The following is an 18686-nucleotide window of genomic DNA, read 5'->3' on the forward strand; positions in this document are numbered from 1 at the left end:
AGCCTCAGGCGCTTTCATGGGATGCGGCCGGAGCGAACTTCGGGGCCCGGCGCTCACGGTGGGAGGCGACTCCCTCGACGACGTCGGCGCCGTTGAAGGCGAGGAACTCCAGGCCGAGCGAGGCGTCGAAGATCGGTCCCGCCTGGCGGTACCAGCCGTTGATCGCCTGCTTGGTCCATCGGATGGCGTCCTGTGCGCCGGCCGCAAGATCATTGGCGATGGTCGTGGCGGTCTCGAGCAGCTCGTTCCCGTCGACGGTGAGGGAGACGAGTCCCGCCCGCTCCGCGTCCTCCCCGGAGATCTCCCGGCAGGTCATCAGGAGGTACTTCGACTTCGCGATACCGCACATGAGCGGCCAGACGACGGCGGCGTGGTCACCGGCGGCGACACCGAGACGGGTGTGTCCGTCGATGATGCGTGCGTCCCTGGCCGCGACCGAGATGTCGGCCATGAGCGCGACGACCAGGCCCGCTCCGACAGCGGGACCGTGAATGGCGGAGACGATGGGCTTCGAGCAGCCGACGATGTTGTAGTACAGGTCTCGGGCCTCCTGCATGACGCGCATGTTGACCCGGTGGTCGGCGATCTGTGCCTCTACCATGTCGAAGCTGCCGCCGGCCGAGAACGCCCTGCCGACGCCCCGCACGAGGACGGCCCGGACTTCGGGGTCGCGGTCGATGACCTGCCAGATCAGGGGCAGCTCGCGATGCTGCTGCTCGGTCACCGCGTTGAGGTTGGGGCCGTCGAAGACGAGTTCAAGCACGCCGGGGTGGTTGTTCTCGAACTTCAGACTGGAGAACTGCTCATACGTGGACAGCATGAGATCGTCCCTTCGTGGTGGGTGTCAGTGGATCGGGTCGACTCGGGCAGAGTCCTCGGCCCAGTCGGCGACGATGTCGCGGATGTCAGCGTTTTCCCGAGCGGACGGCCCGGGCCGGCGTGCGGGAGTGCGGTCGAGACGGGGGGACGGCGCCGGATGCAGGACGCCGTCGACGTCCACGAACACGGCACGTTCGGCGTTGTGAGGATCGCGCGCCGCCTCGGAGAAGTTCAGTACCGGTGTGACACAGGCGTCGGTGCCGTCGAAGATCTCGGCCCACTCCGCCATCGGCCTGGTCCCGATGCGGTCCTCGATCAGGGCCCGCAGCTGCGGCCAGTTCGCCTCGTCGTCCCGGCCGGGCCACGTGTCGGTGTCGGGGCCCAGGCCGGCGAGGAAGGCTCGGTAGAAGTCCTCTTCGAGGGCTCCCACCGCCACGAACCGCCCGTCGGCGCAACGGTAGGTGTCGTAGAACGGCGCGCCGTTGTCCACATGGTTGGTTCCGGGCTCGTCGGAGAACAGGCCGGCGGCGCGCAGTCCCTGCATGCGTGCGGTGAGCAGCGCCGCGCCGTCGACCATGGACACGTCGACGACCTGCCCCCGGCCCGACCGCCCGGATTCGAGAAGGGCGCATACGATGCCGAATGCGCCGATAGCCCCTCCGCCGGCGTAGTCGCCGAGGTAGTTCACGGCCGGGCGGGGGCGTTCACCAGGATGCCCCAGCGTGTGGAGGACTCCGGACTGGGCGACGTAGTTGATGTCGTGGCCGACGGACTTCGCCAGCCGGCCACTCTGGCCGTAGCCCGTGATCCGGGCGAACACGATCGTCGGATTGCGGGCGAGGACGACGTCCGGGCCGAGACCGAGCCGCTCGACGACGCCCGGCCGGTAGCCCTCCATGAGGATGTGGGCCGAGTCGATCAGGCGGAGCACGGACTCGGTGCCGGCGGGGTCCTTGAGGTCGACCTCCACGGAGGTCGTCCCACGATTGACCACGTCCCGGTCCGGGGAGAGCCCCTTGGTCTGTCCGATCTCGCGCGCGGAACGGTGCCGCGGGCGCGTGACGCGGACGACATCGGCCCCCATGTCGGAGAGCAGCATCGAGATGAAGGGGGTGGGTCCCAGTCCCTCGAGCACGACGACGCGGACTCCGGAGAGCGCGCCGGCGCCGCTGCGTGTGCGGCGTTCCGCCACGCACGCCGGGTCTCCGTTCCGGGCGGTCATCAGTACGACCTCGGGAGCTTGAGCACGTTGTGCGAGATGAAGTTCAGTACCATCTCTTGCGAGAACGGCGCGTTGCGCTGCAGGCGGCACTCACGCCACAGTCGCTCCACGTGGTACTCCTTCGAGTAGGCGTAGCCGCCCAGGGTCGACATCGCCCGGTCGCAGGCCTCGAAGCCGGCTTCGGCGCCGAGGAACTTCGCGGCCGCCGCCTCCTTGCCACACTTCTGCCCCGTGTCGAACAGGTGCGCCGCGTGCATGGCCATGCGCTCTGCGGCCTCCAGGCGGATCCACGAATCGGCCAGCGGATGGGCGACGGCCTGGTTCTTGCCGATCGGACGATCGAACACGACACGGTCCTTGGCGTACTGGACCGCGATGTCCATGGCGGCGCGGCCGATACCGATCTGCTCCATGGCGACGACGATGCGCTCCGGGTTGAGCCCGTCGATGAGGTACTTGAATCCCTTGCCGACCTCACCGACGACCTCGTCGTCACGCACCGGAAGATCGTCGATGAACAGCTCGTTCGAATCCAGCGCCGAGCGGCCGCACTTCTCGATCTCCCGAACGGTGATGTGGTCGCGGTCGAGATCGGTGAAGAAGATCGTCATCCCGTCGAGCGGGTTGGCCTCGTCACGCGGCGACGTGCGGGCGAGCAGCAGAATCTTGTCGGCATTCTGCGCGTTGCTGATCCACACCTTCTGGCCGTTGACGACCCAGCCCCCGTCGACCTTCTTGGCCGTGGTGCGGATGCGGGAGGTGTCGACGCCGGCGGTCGGTTCGGTGATGGCGAAGCACATGAGGATCTCGCCGCTGGCAATCTTCGGAAGCCACTGCTTCTTCATCTCCTCGGAACCGAAGTTGATGATCGGGGCCGGGGGGAAGATGGAGAAGTGGATCGCCGAGGCGCCGCTGTTGGCGGCACCGGAAGCGGAGATCTCGTAGAGCATCACGGCAGCCTCGGCCATACCGAGTCCCAGCCCGCCATACTCCTCGGGCACGATCAGGCCCAGCCAGCCGCCGTCGGCGAACGCCTTGACGAACTCGCGGGGGTACTCGCCCTTCTTGTCCTTGTCCCGCCAGTAGTCCAGATCGAAACGGCGGGCCAGGTCCCGCGTCGCCTTCCTGACGACGTCGACGGTGCTCTCTTCGGTAGTGCTGCTCATGGGGGTGCTCCTACTTCTGCAAAAGGGGGATGGCGTCGAGACTCTCGGGCGAGTCGAGGGCGGCGAGGTCCCCCGTCGGTTCGCCGAGGTGGCGGGCGCGGACCACGCGGCGCATGATCTTGCCGTTCTTGGTCTTGGGCAGAGCCGACACGACGTGGACGGTAGGCGCGAACGACCGTCCGACGTTGTGGACCGCCGTCGCGACGAGAGCCTCCTTGTCGATGTCCTCATCCCGAACGACGACGAAGGCGACGACTTTCTGGCCGCGTTGCTCGTCGGGCACACCGATCACGGCGACCTCGACGATGCGAGGATCCTTCAGGAGCGCCGCCTCCAGCTCTGCGGGGCCGATCCGCCGGCCGGACACCTTCATCGTGTCGTCCGACCGACCGTGGATCTTCCAGCTCCCGGACGGCGACACGCTTGCCAGGTCACCGTGAACCCAGACGTCCGGCCAGGTGTCCCAGTAGGTCTTCAGGTAGCGGTCCGTGTCCCTCCAGAACGAGTGGGTCATTCCGGGCCAGGTGTTCATTACGACCAGTTCCCCGATCTCGTCGAAGACCGGCGTGCCGGTCCCGTCGAGAACGGCGGCGTCCATCCCCAGCATGGGGCCGTTGAACGAGGCCGCGTCCGCCGCGAGGAACGGGTAGCAGACGACAATTCCGCCGGGAACCTCGGTTCCGCCGCTGTAGTTGATGACGGGGCGTGTGCCCTTGCCGATGTGATCGAACAGCCACCGCCACGTCGGCTCGTCCCAGGCCTCGCCGGTGGAGGCGAAGGCCACGAGGGTCGACAGGTCCTGCTCGATCTCCTCCTCACGTGTGGCGGCCATGACGGCCCGCGCCGCGGTCGGAGCGATGCCCTGCAGGGTGACACCGTTGCGCTCGACGATCTCCCACAGCCGGGAACGGCTCGGGTACGTCGGCACGCCCTCGGTCAGCACCAGGGTGGCGCCGTGCTGGAGAACTCCGATGAGGAGGACGCCGTACAGCATCCATCCGATGTCGGCGATCCAGGCGACGACGTCCCCCCGGTGGATGTCGAAGCCGTACGCCGCGTCAACACCGCACTTGACAGCCAGTCCGCCGTGCGAATGGACGATGCCCTTCGGCGCGCCGGTGGTACCGGAGGTGTAGGCGATGACAACCGGGTCGTTGGGGTCGGTGTCCGCGGTCTCGACCGGGCTGGGATCGGCCGGGAGTTCGTCCCAGTAGATGTCTCGGCCGGCGGTCATCGGAGCCCCGTCTCCGAGGTTACGAATGACGATGACCTTGCGGATCGAGGGCGCGTCCGCAAGTGCCTCGTCCGCGGTCTCCTTGAGGGGAACCCGCTTGCCTCGGCGCGTCGTCGCATCTGCCGTTACCAGCATGACCGCCTTGGAACTGCGGATGCGGGACGCAACGGCCTCGGCGCCGTAGCCGGAGAACGCGGGAACCACGACCGCGCCGATCATGGCGGCGGCCAGGAACGCCACTGCGGTCTCGGTGGCCACCGGAGTGAACAGCACGATCCGGTCGCCCTTGCCGACCCCGAGGTCGCGCAGGTTGGCCGCGAAACGCCGCACCTCACGGTCGAGCTCGGAGAAGGTGAGCGCCTTACGGACGCCGTTGTCGGCCTCGTACACGATGGCTTCGCGGTCGGCGAGATCGCCCGACGCGTGGCGGTGCGAACACAGGTGCGCCAGATTGATTCCGCCTCCGACGAACCACTTCGGAAGCGGCTTGCCGGCGGATTCGTCGAGCACCGCGGTGAACGGCCGGTTGAACTCGATGCCGAGGTCGTCGATCACCGCCCGCCAGAACCACTCGGGATCGTCGATCGAAGCTGTGTGCAGGTCCTCCACGGACTCGTATCCCCACCGCTTCATCGCCTTGAGCAGCCGGTTCCGGGAAACGATCTCCTCGGTCGGAATCCAGGCGGGTGAGGAGGAGGTCCCGAAGACGCATTGCCCCTTCATGGCATGCCCTTCTTGTGTGATCGGACGGAGTTAGCTCGGGCGCTTGAGCATGAGCCCATTGCGTCGCGCATCGCACACGATCTCGTCACGTTGGTTCAGACCGAGGTGGCGGAAGAACACGATCCCGGCGTTCTTACGGCCCTTGGACTCCCGCTTGCCGAGGATCTCGGTACGGACGTGGATCGTGTCACCGTGGAACACGGGCTTGGGGAAGGTGATCTCCTCGAACCCGAGATTCGCCACCGTCGTGCCGAGGGTGGTCTCAGGCACCGGGACACCGCAGACGAGCCCGAGGATGTAGAGGCTGTTGACCAGCCGCTGGCCGAACTCCGTGTTCTTGCTGTACTCCGCGTCCAGATGGAGGGGCGCGAGGTTCAACGTCAGTGAACTGAACAGTACGTTGTCGTACTCGGAGACCGTCCGCCTCGTGGGATGGTCGATCACGAGACCGGGTTCGAACTCCTCGAAATACAAACCGGGCATGGTGTGTCGTGCCTTTCATTCTTTTGCTCGCGGGGGAACGCCGGTGGTCGAGCCGAGCATCGGGAGGGCGACCTTCGCGTCCGCACGGTGAGTGGGAGCGGTGCCAAGGTGAGGTCGGGTGGGGAGCCTGGTCCGCCCCCCTACGCTGACGTTAATCTAACTACGATTAACTAAGCCGTCAACGACTCTCTCCGTGTTAATCTGCAGCCGATGACCGATACGAGACGCCGGCCCGAGTCGGACCCGCCTGCCGAGACCAAGGCCGCCCGAACCCGGCAGCGCATCATGGATGTGGCTGCTCGCATGATCGGACGGCGTGGCTACGTCGGCGTCCGGCTCTCCGACGTCGCCTCCGAGGCAGGCCTTCAAACCGCGGCGATCTACTATCACTTCGCCTCTCGGGAAGAGCTCATCGAAGCCGTCATCCGCGAGGGGACGATCCAGGTCAACACCCATGTTCGCCGCGCTCTGGCAGAACTTCCCCCGAACACGGACCCGATCGACCGGATCGTGGTCGCAGTCGAGGCGCATCTTCGCGTGACACTCGGGATGTCGGACTACACCCTTGCCGCCGTCCGGAACTCCCGGCAGCTCCCCGACTCCATGCGCGCCTCGATCCGCGCCAGCGAGGAGGAGTACAGCATCCTGTGGCGTGACCTCATGAACGCCGCCCACGCGGCCGGCCGCATCAGGCACGACGCCGACTCCTACCTCACGCGCATGCTCATCTTCGGCGCGCTGAACTGGGCCGCGGAATGGTGGCGCCCGGACAGCATTCCGGTGGAAACCGTGATCAAGACCGCACAGACCATCGTTCGCCGCGGGCTGGAGAACCCCGCTCCGCGGGTGGCCCCACCCCTGTTCATCGAGCCCCGCTTCTAGCCGGCGCTGCGGCCGCACGGGTTCGCCGGGCCGGCGGTCGCGGCGGTCGGTAAGCCCGAGCGGCGGCCGCCGCCCAGCCGGCCATGCTCGGCCGACTCCTCACCGGCGTCGCATACGTCGGCGCCATCGGCCTCAGCTGCTGAGATATCGCATGTCAGGCAGAGGATCCGGGCGGGGTCCCCGGCCGTCGCAGTGGGCGCGGAGTGTCCCGCGGACGTCAGGATGCTGCAGCCGAGTCGGCCGCGTCCGGCCGGCGGTCTCCCGAACCGGCCGTCTCCATGGACCGGGCCGAAGATCTGAACGCGATCCGTGCCGCCCGGCGCACAGTCCGTCATCACATGCTGTTGCGGGCCGTGTCACGGCCTGGGCGGTGTCGCGTCGTCGGCCCCTGCTTGCCGCAGCCGCTTCCTGACCATTGCGGCTTCTCCTGAAGTTAATCTACGATAGATTCACGCATTGAGGTGTGGCGGGCCGATCTGGCTGTCCACGCCGCTCTCTTCAGGGCACTGCAGCTCCCTCGAATCAGAACCGCAATCCCAGTGACATGTCTGTCCGAGCCCTTGCTGTCGAGCGCGGACTCGGAAGGTCGTCGTCCCCGAAGGAGAACTCTTCCATGGCCATCATCAGACCGTATCGGTCCATGCTCTTCGTCCCGGGACACAAGGGTGCGTGGGCCGACAAGGCCGTTGCATCGGGCACCGATGCGATCATCCTCGACCTGGAGGACTCGGTCCCTGCCCCGGACAAGAAGGTCGCGCGCGACACCGTCGTCGAGTCCATCTCCCGGCTCCGCAGCCTGGGACACCGCGCCGACGTGTGGGTCCGCCCCAACAGCCGTGGTACCGGCCTGATGGGCGCCGATCTCGACGCGGTCGTCGTGCCCGGCGTCGCAGGACTGCTGCTCCCGAAGACCTTCGACGCCAAAGAGATCATTCAGATCGACGCAGTCGTCTCCCATCTCGAGGAGACGCGCGGCCTCCCCGCCGGCGACATCGGACTCCTGCTGAGCCTTGAAACCGCCTCGTCGATGGCGAACTGCGAGGCGATGGCCGCGGCCACACCGCGAGTCGCCGCACTCCTCGGCGCCACGGGGCCCAACGCCGACGTCGGGCGTGAACTTGGATTCGAATTCACGCCCGAGGGTCTGGAGACCCTCTACCTTCGCAGCCGCATCGTGCTTGCGTCCCGGGCGAACGGGCTGCACCATCCGATGGCCGGCGTGTGGCAGGACATCAAGGACCTGGACGGATTCCGGGCGTTCTCAGAGGACAACCGGCGCCTGGGGTACCGCGGCATGGTCCTCATCCACCCGTCCCATGTCGAGATCGCGAACGAGGTCTTCACCCCGTCCCCCGAGAAGGTCGACTTCTACCGGCGCATGGTTCAGGCCTTCCGCGAGGCCGAAGTCCAGGGACACGGTGCCGTCGACTTCGAGGGCCAGCACATCGATCTCGCCCATGCCAAGACCGCAGAGGCCGTGATCGCCCACGCCGACGCTGTCGCCCAGGTCTGAACCCACCCGAGGTGAACCCGCTCCCTCACCTCCGTCCTCCGGTCCCCCGCCCCGCCGAGCCACCAAAGGTGCGCCATGCCATCCTCCGACGTGTCCTCGCCACCGATACAGGTCACCGAATCCTCGGCGCGACGCCGGGCCATCTACGCCGGCGCCATCGGCAACTTCATCGAGTGGTACGACTTTGGCCTCTACGGCTTCTTCGCCGTCACAATCTCGGCACTGTTCTTCCCATCCTCCGACCCGACCGCCGCACTGCTGTCCACCTTCGCGGTGTTCGCCTTGGGCTTCTTCGTCCGTCCCCTCGGCGCATTCGTGTTCGGCTGGATCGGCGACCGCATCGGCCGCCGCGCGTCTCTTTTGAGCGCTGTGATCCTCATGAGCTTGTCCACCGTCCTGCTCGGCATGCTGCCGACGCACGCGGGCATCGGCTTCTGGGCCACCGTTCTGCTGGTCGTCCTCCGGCTGTTCCAAGGATTGTCGGCCGGCGGCGAGTACGCCGGCGCAACGATCTACGTGGTCGAGCACGCTCCCCGGGGATGGCGCGGCCGGTACGGCTCGCTGTCTCCTGCGGCCGTCGGTGTCGGAACTGCCACCGCAGCTGTCGTCTCCCTCATCGTGACCTTGTCGGTCTCCGAGGCCGACTTCACCTCGTGGGGCTGGCGCATTCCGTTCCTGCTGGCCGGTCCGGCAGGAATCGTGGCCATCATCCTGCGGATGCGTATCGAGGAGACACCGGAATTCAAGGCGGTGCGCGAGTCCGGTCAGGTCGAGTCGGCGCCCCTCGCTGAGGGCATCCGCGTGGCGAAGAAATCGATGGCCACCGTCTTCGGGTGGAACATGCTCAATGGCGTCGCCTTCTACATGTTCACCGGATTCACAGTGTCCTACATGATGAAGGTGGCCGCACTGAGTTATACGGCGTCGCTCAGCGCGCTGGCCGTCGCACTGCTCTTCTACACGGCGGTGTCCCCCGTCTACGGCCTCTGCGTGGACAAGATCGGCCGTCGCCCGGTTGCGATGTTCTCGTCCCTGGGCATGGCTGTGTTCGCCCCCTTGGCGTTCCATCTGCTCCACAAGCAGACGTTCACCGCATCTCTGCTCGCATTGATGGGCATCGGGCTCTTCGCCGCCGGCGTGACCTCCATCGTGGCCGTCTCCATGGTGGACCTCTTCCCGGCCCGTATCCGCTTCTCCGCAGGCGCCGTGCCCTACCAGATCTCCATCGCCGTCTTCGGTGGCACCGCTCCCTATGTGGCCACCTGGCTGGGGGACACCGACGTCGACCTGGCGCCCGGGTACTACCTCGCCCTCATCTCCGTCATCGCGGCAATCGTCGCGTGGTTCGGATTCAAGGGCGTCGACGAAAACACCAACGCCGAACTGGTCGCCGCTGCCAAAGGCAACGAGAGATGACCTGACATTCCGTGTGGAGACGGCGTCGGCGGCTCCCGTCCTCCGGTCGGCGAAGCCACCTCCGAACCATCACACTGCGCCATGAAGAGAGGCCTCAGCATGTCCACGGTCACCACGAGCATCCGCGGAACGATCGCAGTATGCCTCCTGAACAACCCACCCGTGAACATGGGCAATGCGACCATGCGTGCAGATCTCGCCCGAACCCTGCGGGACCTCGCGGCGGATCCGCAGATAGAAGGAGTGGTGATCGCTTCCGCGCTGAGGCACTTCTACGCCGGCTCCGACATCGCCGAGTTCGCCGGTGACCTCCAAGAGCCCCAGTTGCCCTCAGTCATCGCGGCCGTCGAGCAGCTCGACGTCCCCGTGGTCGCTGCTGTCACCGGCCTCGCCCTCGGAGGCGGTCTCGAATTCGCTCTCGGCTGTGACCACCGGATCGGAGACCCCTCCGCCCAGGTCGGATTTCCCGAGGTGACGCTCGGGATGGTGCCAGGTGCCGGAGGAACGGTGCGTACGCCGCGCCTCATCAGTGTCCCCACCGCCATCGATCTGGTGGCTTCGGCCCGACGGCTCGACGCCGAAGAAGCACTTCGCGTCGGGATCCTCGACGAGGTCGTCCCGGCGGACGAACTCATCGATCGCGCGGTCGAGCTCGCGAAGTGTGCCACCGGCAAGTCCCGGCTGATCGACCGACAGGTGCCACCCGCTTCCGAGGAGGACATCGAAGCTGCGCTTGCCGGGGTGAGCCGGCGGGCCCGCCCCAACGTCCTGGAGGCGGTCGATCTGGTCCGCCGCGCAGGCGACGGCGATGTCCACGAGGCCCTGGCCGCCGAACGGCGCACCTTCAACCGACTCAGGCTCTCGGACGAGGCGAGCAACCTACGCTACCTGTTCTTCGCACGCCGTGCGGCTGCAAAAGCGCTTCGGTCTCCCGCCGACCCGATGCCGGTCCGAACGGTGGGGATCGCCGGCGCGGGAACCATGGGGAGCTCCCTCGCCCGGGCCTTCACCGAGCACGGATTCACGGTCGTCGTCCACGACCGGGATTCCACCGCGGTGGAACGGCTCGCCTCGCGAGGAAGCGGGATCCACATCGCCGCCGACATCACCGGCCTGGCCGACGCCGATCTCGTCATCGACGCGGTGTTCGAGGACATGGAGGTCAAAACCGACCTGCTCAGGAGCCTGGAGCCCGTACTACGGGACGACGCGGTCATAGTGAGCAACACGTCGTATCTCGATCTCCGCGAAATGTCGCGTGCGCTCGTGCATCGGAACCGATTCGCAGGACTGCACTTCTTCAATCCGCCGCATCGTAATCCCCTCGTCGAGCTGATCCGCACTCCGGCGACCGACGACGCAACCGCAGCCACTCTGTCCCGGGTCATCTCCGCACTGGACAAGACCGGTGTCCCCGCCGGTATCGGCGACGGCTTCGTCGCCAATCGCGTCTACGCCGATTACCGCACACAGGTCGAATTCCTGGTCGAGGAAGGCGCCTCGCCGTCCGACGTCGACCGTGCGATGCGCGGACTCGGCATGCCGATCGGCCCCTTCGCCGTTGCCGACATGTCCGGTCTGGACATCGCCTGGGCGCGCCGAAAGCGGCTGGCCCTGATGCGGGATCCGCAGCAGCGGTACGTATCGATTCCCGACCGGCTGTGCGAAGCTGGCCGACTGGGGCAGAAGACCGGAGCGGGGTGGTTCGCCTATCCCGACGGTTCGCGACGTGGAGAATCCGACCCCGCTGTCGACGCGATCATCGCGGCTGAACGTACGGCCAAGGGGATCGAGCCGCGCCGGATCGACGATTCGGAGATTCGGGACCGGGTCCTCGCGTCGATGCTGTGCGCCGCCGCAGTCGTGGTGGGGTCCGGAATTGCCGAGCGCGCGTCCGACATTGATGTGGCGATGACTGAGGGGTTTGCATTCCCCAAGGTGCTTGGCGGTCCGGTCCGAGCGATGTCGGCGCGCCCCGACCGCGAGATCGTCGCGGCTCTTGCCACTGTTCACGCCTCGTGCCCCGTCACCTTCTCCATGGCAGAACCCGCTTCGCGGGGCTGCCTCCCGAAGTCTGTGGCCCGGTGCCTGGACGAGGTCCGTGAACAGCGATGACGCGCGGCCACGGCATCAGCGCCGCGTCTCCGGTCCTGTACCGTGAAGTGATGACCAAGGACGCTCCGACCAGGGGATCGCGCGGCGGCAAGTACACCCGCCAGCTCATACTCGATGCAGCCGCAGAGGTCATGTGTCGGGAGGGATACGCGGGAACAAAGCTCGCGGACATCGCCAAGATTGCCGGAATCAAGACACCGGCGATTTACCGGCACTTTCCCTCCCGGGAGGACCTCGTCGACGAGGTGATGACTGTCGGACACCGGCGGTTCATCGAACACGTGACATCCGTTATCGAGGCTCTTCCCGCCACCGCGACGCCGCTCGATCGAGTTCTGGCGGCGGTCGCGGGGCACCTGGAAGTGGCCTTGACTATCTCGCACTACGCGGCGGCCTCGACCCGTAATATGAGCCAGATGCCCGACGGCATCCGGGAACGGCAACAGGAGCTCCGCCGGGAGTACGGCGCGATCTGGCGACGGCATCTCGCAGAGGCGGCCGAAGCCGGGCAGCTGCAGCCCGGTCTGAATCTGTATGCGGCGCAGGGATTGATCATCGGTGCCCTGAGCTGGTCGAATGAATGGTGGAATTCCGAGCGGGGGAATCTCCAGTCTCTGATCCAGAACGCGCAGGCCCTCGTCCGCCACGGGATCGGCCGCTGAAGCAGACAGGGCCTCGCCGCTGCCCGCCAGTTCCGCAAACGGGAAGGGCGCTTGTAGGACTCCGTTAGGTCTTTCTGTCGGTCGTGTTCAGCAGCATGGTGAGTGTGTGGACGTTGCCCTTGCCGAATACCTCATCCATACAGGTGGGAGCGGGTTTCGGGGTGCTGGTCGTGACCGATCGAGTCGCCGCTATCGCGCGGCGGCGGTGGGCGCGGCATGATGATCGGTCGTGCTGCTGAGACTGGCGTACCTGGGCGTGACGAACGCGTTCGCGATGCTGCGACTGCTACCAACGAGCGACCGTGAGAAAGACATCGAGACCTTGACCCTGCGCCATCAGATCGCCGTCTTGGAGCGGCATCTGGACGGGCAGCGGGTCCGATTCGACGCCGGCGACCGGGCTTTCCTGGCGTCGCTGCTCCACGGTCTGCCAAGGGAAGTGCTGCGCCGGATGCGGCTGCTGGTGCGGCCGGACACGGTACTGCGCTGGCACCGCGACCTGATCGTCCGCCGACACGCCGCACGGTCCCGGCCCAAGCGCGGAGGCCGGCCCCGCACCGTGCACTCGATCCGAGCACTCGTACTGCGCTTGGCCAGGGAAAATCCAAGTTGGAGCTACCGGCGCCTGCACGGTGAACTGCTCGTGCTCGGAGTGAAGGTGGCAGCATCCACGGTCTGGGAAATCTTGAAGGAGGACGGCATCGAACCGGCGCCCGAGCGGGCCTCGAGCACCTGGGCGGGCCTCCTGCGCTCCCAGGCCGACGCGCTCCTGGCGTGCGACTTCTTCGAAACCGTCACCCTGTCCGGGGCCCGCTTGTACGTGTTCGCCGCGATCGAGCACGCGAACCGCCGGATCCGGATCCTGGGCGCGACCGCGCATCCGACCGCGTCCTGGGTGGTCCAGGCCGCGAAAAATCTTGTTATGGACCTCGAGGACACCGGCTGCCGGGCTCGCTATCTGATCAGGGATCGGGACGGGAAGTTCCCGCAGTTGTTCGACGAGGTACTCAAGGACGCGAGTATCGAGGTGGTGCTCAGCGGCGTCCGGATACCGAGAATGAACTCGATCATGGAGCGGTGGGTGCAGACCTGCAGACGAGAGCTGCTGGACCGCACATTGATCTGGAACCAACGCCATCTCCTGTACGCCCTGCGCGAGTTCGAGACGTTCTATAACGAGCACAGGCCGCACCAGGGCCTTGCGAACGTCCGCCCCCTCCACCCGCTGCCCGCTCCGATCGAGGACCCGGATCGGATCGCCCGTCTGGACATACGACGGCGAGCGCGGCTTGGCGGCACTCTCCACGAGTATCAACATGCGGCCTGAGCAGCCTGGATGAGGTATTCGGCAAGCGCAGCGCTTCCTCGTTCGCCATCAGGCCCATTCGACGCCACCTGCGCGCCTTCGCCGCGGACGCCGGCCTCCCACCCCTGACCTACCACCAGCTGCGCGCGGTGTACGAAGCCGCCGCCGCCCAGCTCGGCCACGACCCGGCAGGCCTGGAACACGCCGTCTGGCGCTTCAAAGCACAGATCCCTGACCATCTGGCCGCAGAAAGAGTGCCGATCCGTGCCTGTCCCGCAGCCGCCGACGCCGGCCCTGACCGGTCTGCGGACCGCGCAGCCAGCTACCCGCCCTTGCGCTTCAGCCAGCGAAAAGGTCAGCGCCCGCGCCTGGTGGCCCGCTACGCTCCGTGAATGTCTGACAACCGACCCCCAGGGACCCTGGGCGCTGACCTGCGCAAGCCGGGTCTGCGGCCCTGCGGCCTATGCGGCGAGGTCCGCGAGATGACGCGGGCCCACGTGCCGCCACAGGCAGCCGGCAACCGGGGCATGGTGACCAGCGCGACCGTCCGCATCCACAACCGAATACGCAGCACCGGTCGGCCCACCGCCGGGGGTATGTGGCTGAGGGGACTCTGCGGCGACGGCAACAGTCTCGCGGGCGCGAACTATGACACGGCCTACGGTGACTTCGCCATCGCCGAGGACGTGCAGCGGCATCTGCCCCACGGCGGCAGCGACCACCACGTCCTGGGACTGGCGGAGGGCCTGCTCGCGATGTTCCAGCACACCATCGACGAGCGGCTCACCGACCCGGACGCGGCCACCCCCGCCACCCCCCGAGCGACAGGACGGCACTCATGACCATGGACCTCACCGGTTTTGCGCACAGCATCTTCCAGGCCCAGCCGTTCAGCATGTTCCTGGGCGCCGAACTCACCTCCGTGGTGCCCGACTCGGCCGAGATCCGCCTCATCAACCGGCCCGAGATCCAACAGCAGCACGGCTTCGTACACGGAGGAGTCCTCAGCTACCTGGCCGACAACGCGCTGACCTTCGCCGGAGGACTCGCCCTCGGCCGCGATGCGCTCACCGCCGAATACAAGATCAACTACGTTCGGCCGGCAGTCGGCGCCCTCGTTGTCGCCCGCGCCAAGGCGACCGCCACAACCCGGAGTCAGGCCGTGTGCCAGTGCTCGGTCTACGTTGCCTCGGAGCAGGGGGAGGAGCGCCTGGTCGCCGTGGCGCAGGGGACGATCGTGAGCGCGGGCAAGCAAGAGGACTGAGACAACTGGGCAGTTGACCGGCCCATGGCGCCAGGCGCGTCATGGGCCGGTCTGTACCTGTTCGCGCAGTATGTACTTCTTCACCTTGCCGGAGGGCGTACGCGGCAGCAACGGGACCACCGTCAGTTCCCGGGGGATCTTGTACTTCGCCAGCCTGGTGGACAGAAACCCGCGCAACTCCTCAAGCGTCACCGCCGAGTCGGCCTCCACCACGGCGACGACGGTCTCGCCTCAGTCCTGGTGCGGCCGCCCGACAACGGCGGCGTCCCGGATCGCCGGATGCTGCAGGATCGCCTCCTCCACCTCGGGCGAGTAGACGTTCTCCCCGCCGGTGATGACGACGTCCTTGATCCGGCCGACGATGAACAGGTAACCGTCCTCATGACGTTGGTGCCCCTATGGATGTCAAGCGTCGGCTCCGCCGTGGTCTGTCGCAGGGCCCGTGGGGACGATGAGCCGGTAGATCTCGTGTGCGACGTAGCGCTTGAGGCAGCGGATGATCTCTCGGCGTGTTTTGCCCTCAGCGAGGCGTCGGTGCAGGTAGTCCTGGGTGCGGTGGTCCCAGCGCAGGTGGCTGAGGACGATGCGGTAGAGGGCGGCGTCGGCCTGGCGGTCGCCGCCGCGATTCAGCCTGCGGCGTTGGGTCTTGCCGGAAGACGCCTCGACCGGACTGGTACCGCACAAGGCCGCGAACGACGCCTCGCCGGCGAGGCGTTCGGGGTTGTCGCCGGCCGCGATGAGCAGGGCCGCGGCGCTGTCCGGGCCGACGCCGCGCGCGTCGAGCAGGCCGGGGGTGCTTGCCTCGACCGTCTCGGCTGTCCGCTTGTTGAGGTTGTCGATCTCTTCGGTCAGGTGCTGGATGCGGCGGGCCGGCAGCTGCAGGGTGTGGCGAGCGGCCCCGGCCGGCCCGGCCACTTCCGGGACCTCCAGCTCGGCGCACCGCGCGGACAGGTGCGGGTTGGTCAGCCCGGCCAGGGACTCGCGCAGGGCGGCGTCGGCCGAGACGAGGACGCTCTTGAGCTGGTTGATGGCCTGGGTCCTGGACTTGATCGCAGAGCTCTTGGCCAGCTTGAACAGCCGCAGCATCTCCACCGGGCCGTCGCTCGTCTTCGCCGTCGCGGTGGCGCGTTTGGACAGCACGGCGCGGGCGGCGGCCTCGGCGTCGACGGCGTCGGTCTTGCCGTGGCGGCGTCGGGCGGCCTTGTCGGACTGGTTGACCTCGGTCACCTCGATGCCCTCGGCGCGCAAGTGTCGGGCCGGCGCGGCCCCGTAGGAGCCGGTGCATTCGATGCCGGCCCGCCGCAGCATGCCGAACGAGCTGGCCCAGACCACGAGTTGGCGATAGCCCTCGGCAGTCGCCGGGAAGCTGCGACTGCCCAGAGCGCGTCCAAGCACGGTGACCACGGCCGCCGCATGGACGTCCTTGTGGGTGCCCACGCCGAGCAGGATGTCCTCAGCGGCGTCGGCCGGGATGCGACACGGGGCAGCGGGCTGCGTGATGCTGGGCAAGGCCGCCTGTCTCCTGATCACCTCGGGAACCGGTGGCCAGCCGCCGGGCCGGGGCGGTCAAGACTGTGACGGTGCCTTGTGCGGCAAGGCCCCTAATCCGCAGCGAAGGTGGTTCCAGAGGGCCGCAGCTGGACTTCTGGGCTGTCTGCGGCGCGCCACTACCGCCTCCAAATCGGCCCAGGACTTCGGAGGGATCCCGCCCGAGGAGAGGATCAGCTCGTCCAGGTCTTGATCTGAGCGGCGACCTCACGCACCGGGAGCCCGTCCCGGGCGGCGCGGGCCAATGGGAGAACGGTGTCCAGGCCAGGGCTCACCGGCATCCCGCACGCCGACAGGTAGGCCGCGGTCACCGTGGCTGCGAAAAGCAGGTTCCTCATCTCCAGGCTCGGATTTCTCGCCAGCTCGCACAGCAGCGCAGCGGCCTTGTGATGGGGCTCCGGGTAGACCTCGTGGTCAAGGATCTCCGCCCGGTGACGTGCTTCCGCCGCGACCGGGACGCCGTAGTCGACGACCTGGGGATCCCCCGGAATCTGCTGCGCCACGGCCAGGATCCACGCGAGGTCGATGCGGAGGTTCACGCGGCATCCCTCGATGCCGTCTCCGCCGGGGTGTCCGAGAGGCCGGGGTACCGGTCCTCACCGACTTCCGCATCGAACACGTCCGTGTACGCGGCCAGGAACGATGCAGCGCCGGCCATGAACGCCGCGCGGGACTGGTTCACGTCGGCCTCGATCAGGTCAGCCACGTACCCCTGCAAGCTCAGGCCCCGGCGCCTGGCCCGGTCCTCGGCGGCTGCTTTGACGTCTTCGTCCAGGCGGATGTTCGTCTGCTTTCCCATACCAGCACTATAGCTATGTGCCGATACCAGCACATAGCAAATGGGGAGGGTCGACCCGGCACCCGGAGCGACACGCCCCGCCACGGCTACACCGCCCGCGAGCTGGAGCACCCCGAACTCGGGCCGGTCGTCGAACTCACCGCCCTGGGGCCCGACCGCCACCAGCGCGACCGCGACCACAGCCTCATGCAGACCGTGCTGCGCCACGATCACCCCCGCTACGAGGTCACCGACCAGCACACCCACCTCCTGGTACGCCGCCTCTCGGACGCCGAGCTCCACGCCCGCGCCGACCGGGCCGCCGCCCGCGTCACCCCGCACCTCGCCGCGCTCACCGCCGACACCCCGCCCCCGGTCGCTGACGAGACCGCGGCCGCCGCCGAGGCCGCGCACGCCCTGTTCGACGCGGTACTCCGGGCCGCGCGCGAGAAGGCATCCGACGCCCCCGACGACCACGACCTCATGCTCCAGGTCCAGGACATGGACACCCCCGACGCGCTGGCCGCCCTCAAGAAGGCGTTCCTGCCCTCGGACATGATCGAGCCCATCGCGGACGCCCTCGCCGTCCTCGCCCCGCACAGCTACGCCCCCCACACGGACTGAACCCGCCCGCCCCTGACGCCACGCACCGCACCCCGGCCGGGCCCGCTGCGCCTGCCCGGAGTGCGGTGCGGCCCCGGCCCGCGGCCCGGCTCGGCCGGCCGGGTTGCGGTGCTTGGCGCCCCCGCGGTCATCGTCACCCCCTGGCCGTCCGCGTCCTGCCGGAAGCAGCCCTCCCCCGCGGACGGCCTGCTTGCCGCTCTCACCCGCCCTCAGCGCAACCTTCAGCCACGTCGCACCGCCTACACCCTCCCGGAGCGCACCCGTGCCCACACCTGCCCCGACCGCCTTCCACCGCTGCGCCGCCACCCTCCTCACCGCCGCCGGCCTCACCGTCCTCGACGCCGACAGCACCGGCACCGGGGTGAGGATCCGCCCGGCAACACGCTCCCCCCGCCACATCCTCATCGTCCCCGTCGTCAACGGCAACGAAGACTGTCCCCCACCGCTCCCGCAGCACGACCCCCGGCGCAGCATGTGGACCCGCCTCATGCAGACCTCCCGCGACGCCCTGACCGCCGCCGACTGGACACGGCACGGCGAAACCCCCACCGGCGGCGAATTCATCCCCCCACCCCACGCGCAGCCCGTGACCTTCTACCCCGTCATCGTCAGCAACCACCCGCGCCCGCTGGCTCCCGGCATCGACCCCACCGCCGTACGCATCGCCCGCGCCGGGCACCTTCGCCACGGAGACCGCGTCGTCGGCACCTTCCCCACCGCCACACTCCGCAGCCTGGAGGCCGCCGCCCGCGACTCGCAGGCAACTGTCGTCGGGCGCGGCGAATTCGCCTCCCGCCCCTTCACCGCCCGCACCCCGACAACCGACGACCTCGGCTTCGTCACCCTCACCCCCGGCCTGTACTCCGTGCCCGCCGGACTGCCGCTGCTCTACGTCCCCGCCGGCCCAGCGGCCTGACCGGCCGCGCCGGAA

At 67.9% G+C, this 18686-nt stretch carries 19 protein-coding genes and 1 pseudogene; 10 read left to right on the top strand and 10 right to left on the bottom strand.

Translation table 11 applies throughout. The features are described from left to right. Positions 1-4: 4 nt before the first annotated feature. Genes ACX25U_RS36010 through ACX25U_RS36030 form a run of 5 tightly spaced genes read right to left on the bottom strand, consistent with a single transcriptional unit; the run spans position 5 to position 5647 of the window. A complete protein-coding gene (locus ACX25U_RS36010; protein WP_454386271.1) occupies positions 5-820 on the bottom strand; it encodes an enoyl-CoA hydratase/isomerase family protein in 816 nt (271 codons plus the stop codon). Between the two features lie 24 nt (positions 821-844). Continuing rightward, the gene (locus ACX25U_RS36015) at positions 845-2041 is read right to left on the bottom strand and encodes a CaiB/BaiF CoA transferase family protein (protein ID WP_454386273.1); all 1197 of its coding nucleotides are present in this window, start codon (positions 2039-2041) and stop codon (positions 845-847) included. Next, positions 2041-3207, bottom strand: a complete 1167-nt coding sequence (locus tag ACX25U_RS36020; protein WP_454386275.1) for an acyl-CoA dehydrogenase family protein — start codon at positions 3205-3207, stop codon at positions 2041-2043. Before ACX25U_RS36020 ends, ACX25U_RS36015 begins: the two co-directional genes overlap by 1 nt. A gap of 10 nt (positions 3208-3217) precedes the next feature. Further along, a complete protein-coding gene (locus ACX25U_RS36025; protein WP_454386277.1) occupies positions 3218-5164 on the bottom strand; it encodes an AMP-binding protein in 1947 nt (648 codons plus the stop codon). A gap of 30 nt (positions 5165-5194) precedes the next feature. Next, positions 5195-5647 carry a MaoC family dehydratase gene (locus ACX25U_RS36030; protein ID WP_454386279.1) on the bottom strand — a complete coding sequence of 151 codons (453 nt, stop codon included), beginning with the start codon at positions 5645-5647 and terminating at the stop codon, positions 5195-5197. Between the two features lie 210 nt (positions 5648-5857). Between ACX25U_RS36030 and ACX25U_RS36035 the strand changes: the two genes are divergently transcribed. The 6 genes from ACX25U_RS36035 to ACX25U_RS36060 all read left to right on the top strand — a co-directional run bounded on the left by ACX25U_RS36035 (position 5858) and on the right by ACX25U_RS36060 (position 13562). Further along, positions 5858-6529: a TetR/AcrR family transcriptional regulator gene (locus tag ACX25U_RS36035; RefSeq protein WP_454386281.1), complete on the top strand. Its 672-nt coding sequence runs from the start codon at positions 5858-5860 to the stop codon at positions 6527-6529. 613 nt (positions 6530-7142) lie between these two features. After that, positions 7143-8042, top strand: coding sequence for an HpcH/HpaI aldolase/citrate lyase family protein (locus tag ACX25U_RS36040; RefSeq protein ID WP_454386283.1), 900 nt, complete (start codon positions 7143-7145; stop codon positions 8040-8042). Between the two features lie 75 nt (positions 8043-8117). Next, on the top strand, positions 8118-9458 hold the full coding sequence (locus ACX25U_RS36045) for an MFS transporter (protein WP_454386284.1): 1341 nt from the start codon (positions 8118-8120) through the stop codon (positions 9456-9458). A gap of 99 nt (positions 9459-9557) precedes the next feature. Next, positions 9558-11573 carry a 3-hydroxyacyl-CoA dehydrogenase NAD-binding domain-containing protein gene (locus ACX25U_RS36050; protein ID WP_454386286.1) on the top strand — a complete coding sequence of 672 codons (2016 nt, stop codon included), beginning with the start codon at positions 9558-9560 and terminating at the stop codon, positions 11571-11573. 50 nt (positions 11574-11623) lie between these two features. Beyond that, positions 11624-12235, top strand: coding sequence for a TetR/AcrR family transcriptional regulator (locus tag ACX25U_RS36055; protein WP_454386287.1), 612 nt, complete (start codon positions 11624-11626; stop codon positions 12233-12235). A 229-nt stretch (positions 12236-12464) separates the two neighbouring features. Further along, positions 12465-13562 (top strand): integrase core domain-containing protein, encoded by a 1098-nt coding sequence (locus tag ACX25U_RS36060; RefSeq protein ID WP_454386289.1) that lies wholly within the window; start codon positions 12465-12467, stop codon positions 13560-13562. On the opposite strand, the gene ACX25U_RS36065 is transcribed toward ACX25U_RS36060, so the two are convergent. Continuing rightward, entirely contained in the window at positions 13547-13780 is a 234-nt protein-coding gene (locus tag ACX25U_RS36065) for a hypothetical protein (RefSeq protein WP_454386291.1), read from the bottom strand. The genes ACX25U_RS36060 and ACX25U_RS36065 overlap by 16 nt on opposite strands. Positions 13781-13933: 153 nt before the next feature. Here ACX25U_RS36065 and ACX25U_RS36070 point away from each other — a divergent pair, with 153 nt between their 5' ends. Continuing rightward, entirely contained in the window at positions 13934-14383 is a 450-nt protein-coding gene (locus tag ACX25U_RS36070; RefSeq protein ID WP_454386292.1) for a hypothetical protein, read from the top strand. Continuing rightward, entirely contained in the window at positions 14380-14805 is a 426-nt protein-coding gene (locus ACX25U_RS36075) for a PaaI family thioesterase (protein WP_454386294.1), read from the top strand. Before ACX25U_RS36070 ends, ACX25U_RS36075 begins: the two co-directional genes overlap by 4 nt. Positions 14806-14844: 39 nt before the next feature. Here the strand turns inward: ACX25U_RS36075 and ACX25U_RS36080 are convergent. From ACX25U_RS36080 to ACX25U_RS36095, 4 genes and pseudogenes are all read right to left on the bottom strand, one after another. Then, positions 14845-15108: pseudogene (locus tag ACX25U_RS36080) on the bottom strand (AMP-binding enzyme). A 102-nt stretch (positions 15109-15210) separates the two neighbouring features. Beyond that, positions 15211-16314, bottom strand: a complete 1104-nt coding sequence (locus tag ACX25U_RS36085) for an IS110 family RNA-guided transposase (protein ID WP_454386296.1) — start codon at positions 16312-16314, stop codon at positions 15211-15213. Positions 16315-16526: 212 nt separating this feature from the next. Further along, positions 16527-16892 (bottom strand): hypothetical protein, encoded by a 366-nt coding sequence (locus ACX25U_RS36090; protein ID WP_053760190.1) that lies wholly within the window; start codon positions 16890-16892, stop codon positions 16527-16529. Next, positions 16889-17152, bottom strand: a complete 264-nt coding sequence (locus ACX25U_RS36095) for a hypothetical protein (RefSeq protein WP_454386298.1) — start codon at positions 17150-17152, stop codon at positions 16889-16891. The genes ACX25U_RS36090 and ACX25U_RS36095 overlap by 4 nt, the downstream gene beginning before the upstream one ends. 15 nt (positions 17153-17167) lie before the next feature. Between ACX25U_RS36095 and ACX25U_RS36100 the strand changes: the two genes are divergently transcribed. Together ACX25U_RS36100 and ACX25U_RS36105 are read left to right on the top strand one after the other, a co-directional pair. Next, positions 17168-17755, top strand: a complete 588-nt coding sequence (locus ACX25U_RS36100; protein WP_454386300.1) for a hypothetical protein — start codon at positions 17168-17170, stop codon at positions 17753-17755. A 262-nt stretch (positions 17756-18017) separates the two neighbouring features. Next, positions 18018-18671, top strand: coding sequence for a hypothetical protein (locus tag ACX25U_RS36105; protein WP_454386302.1), 654 nt, complete (start codon positions 18018-18020; stop codon positions 18669-18671). Positions 18672-18686: the final 15 nt, after the last annotated feature.

Source organism: Streptomyces sp. JNUCC 63 (assembly GCF_054366325.1).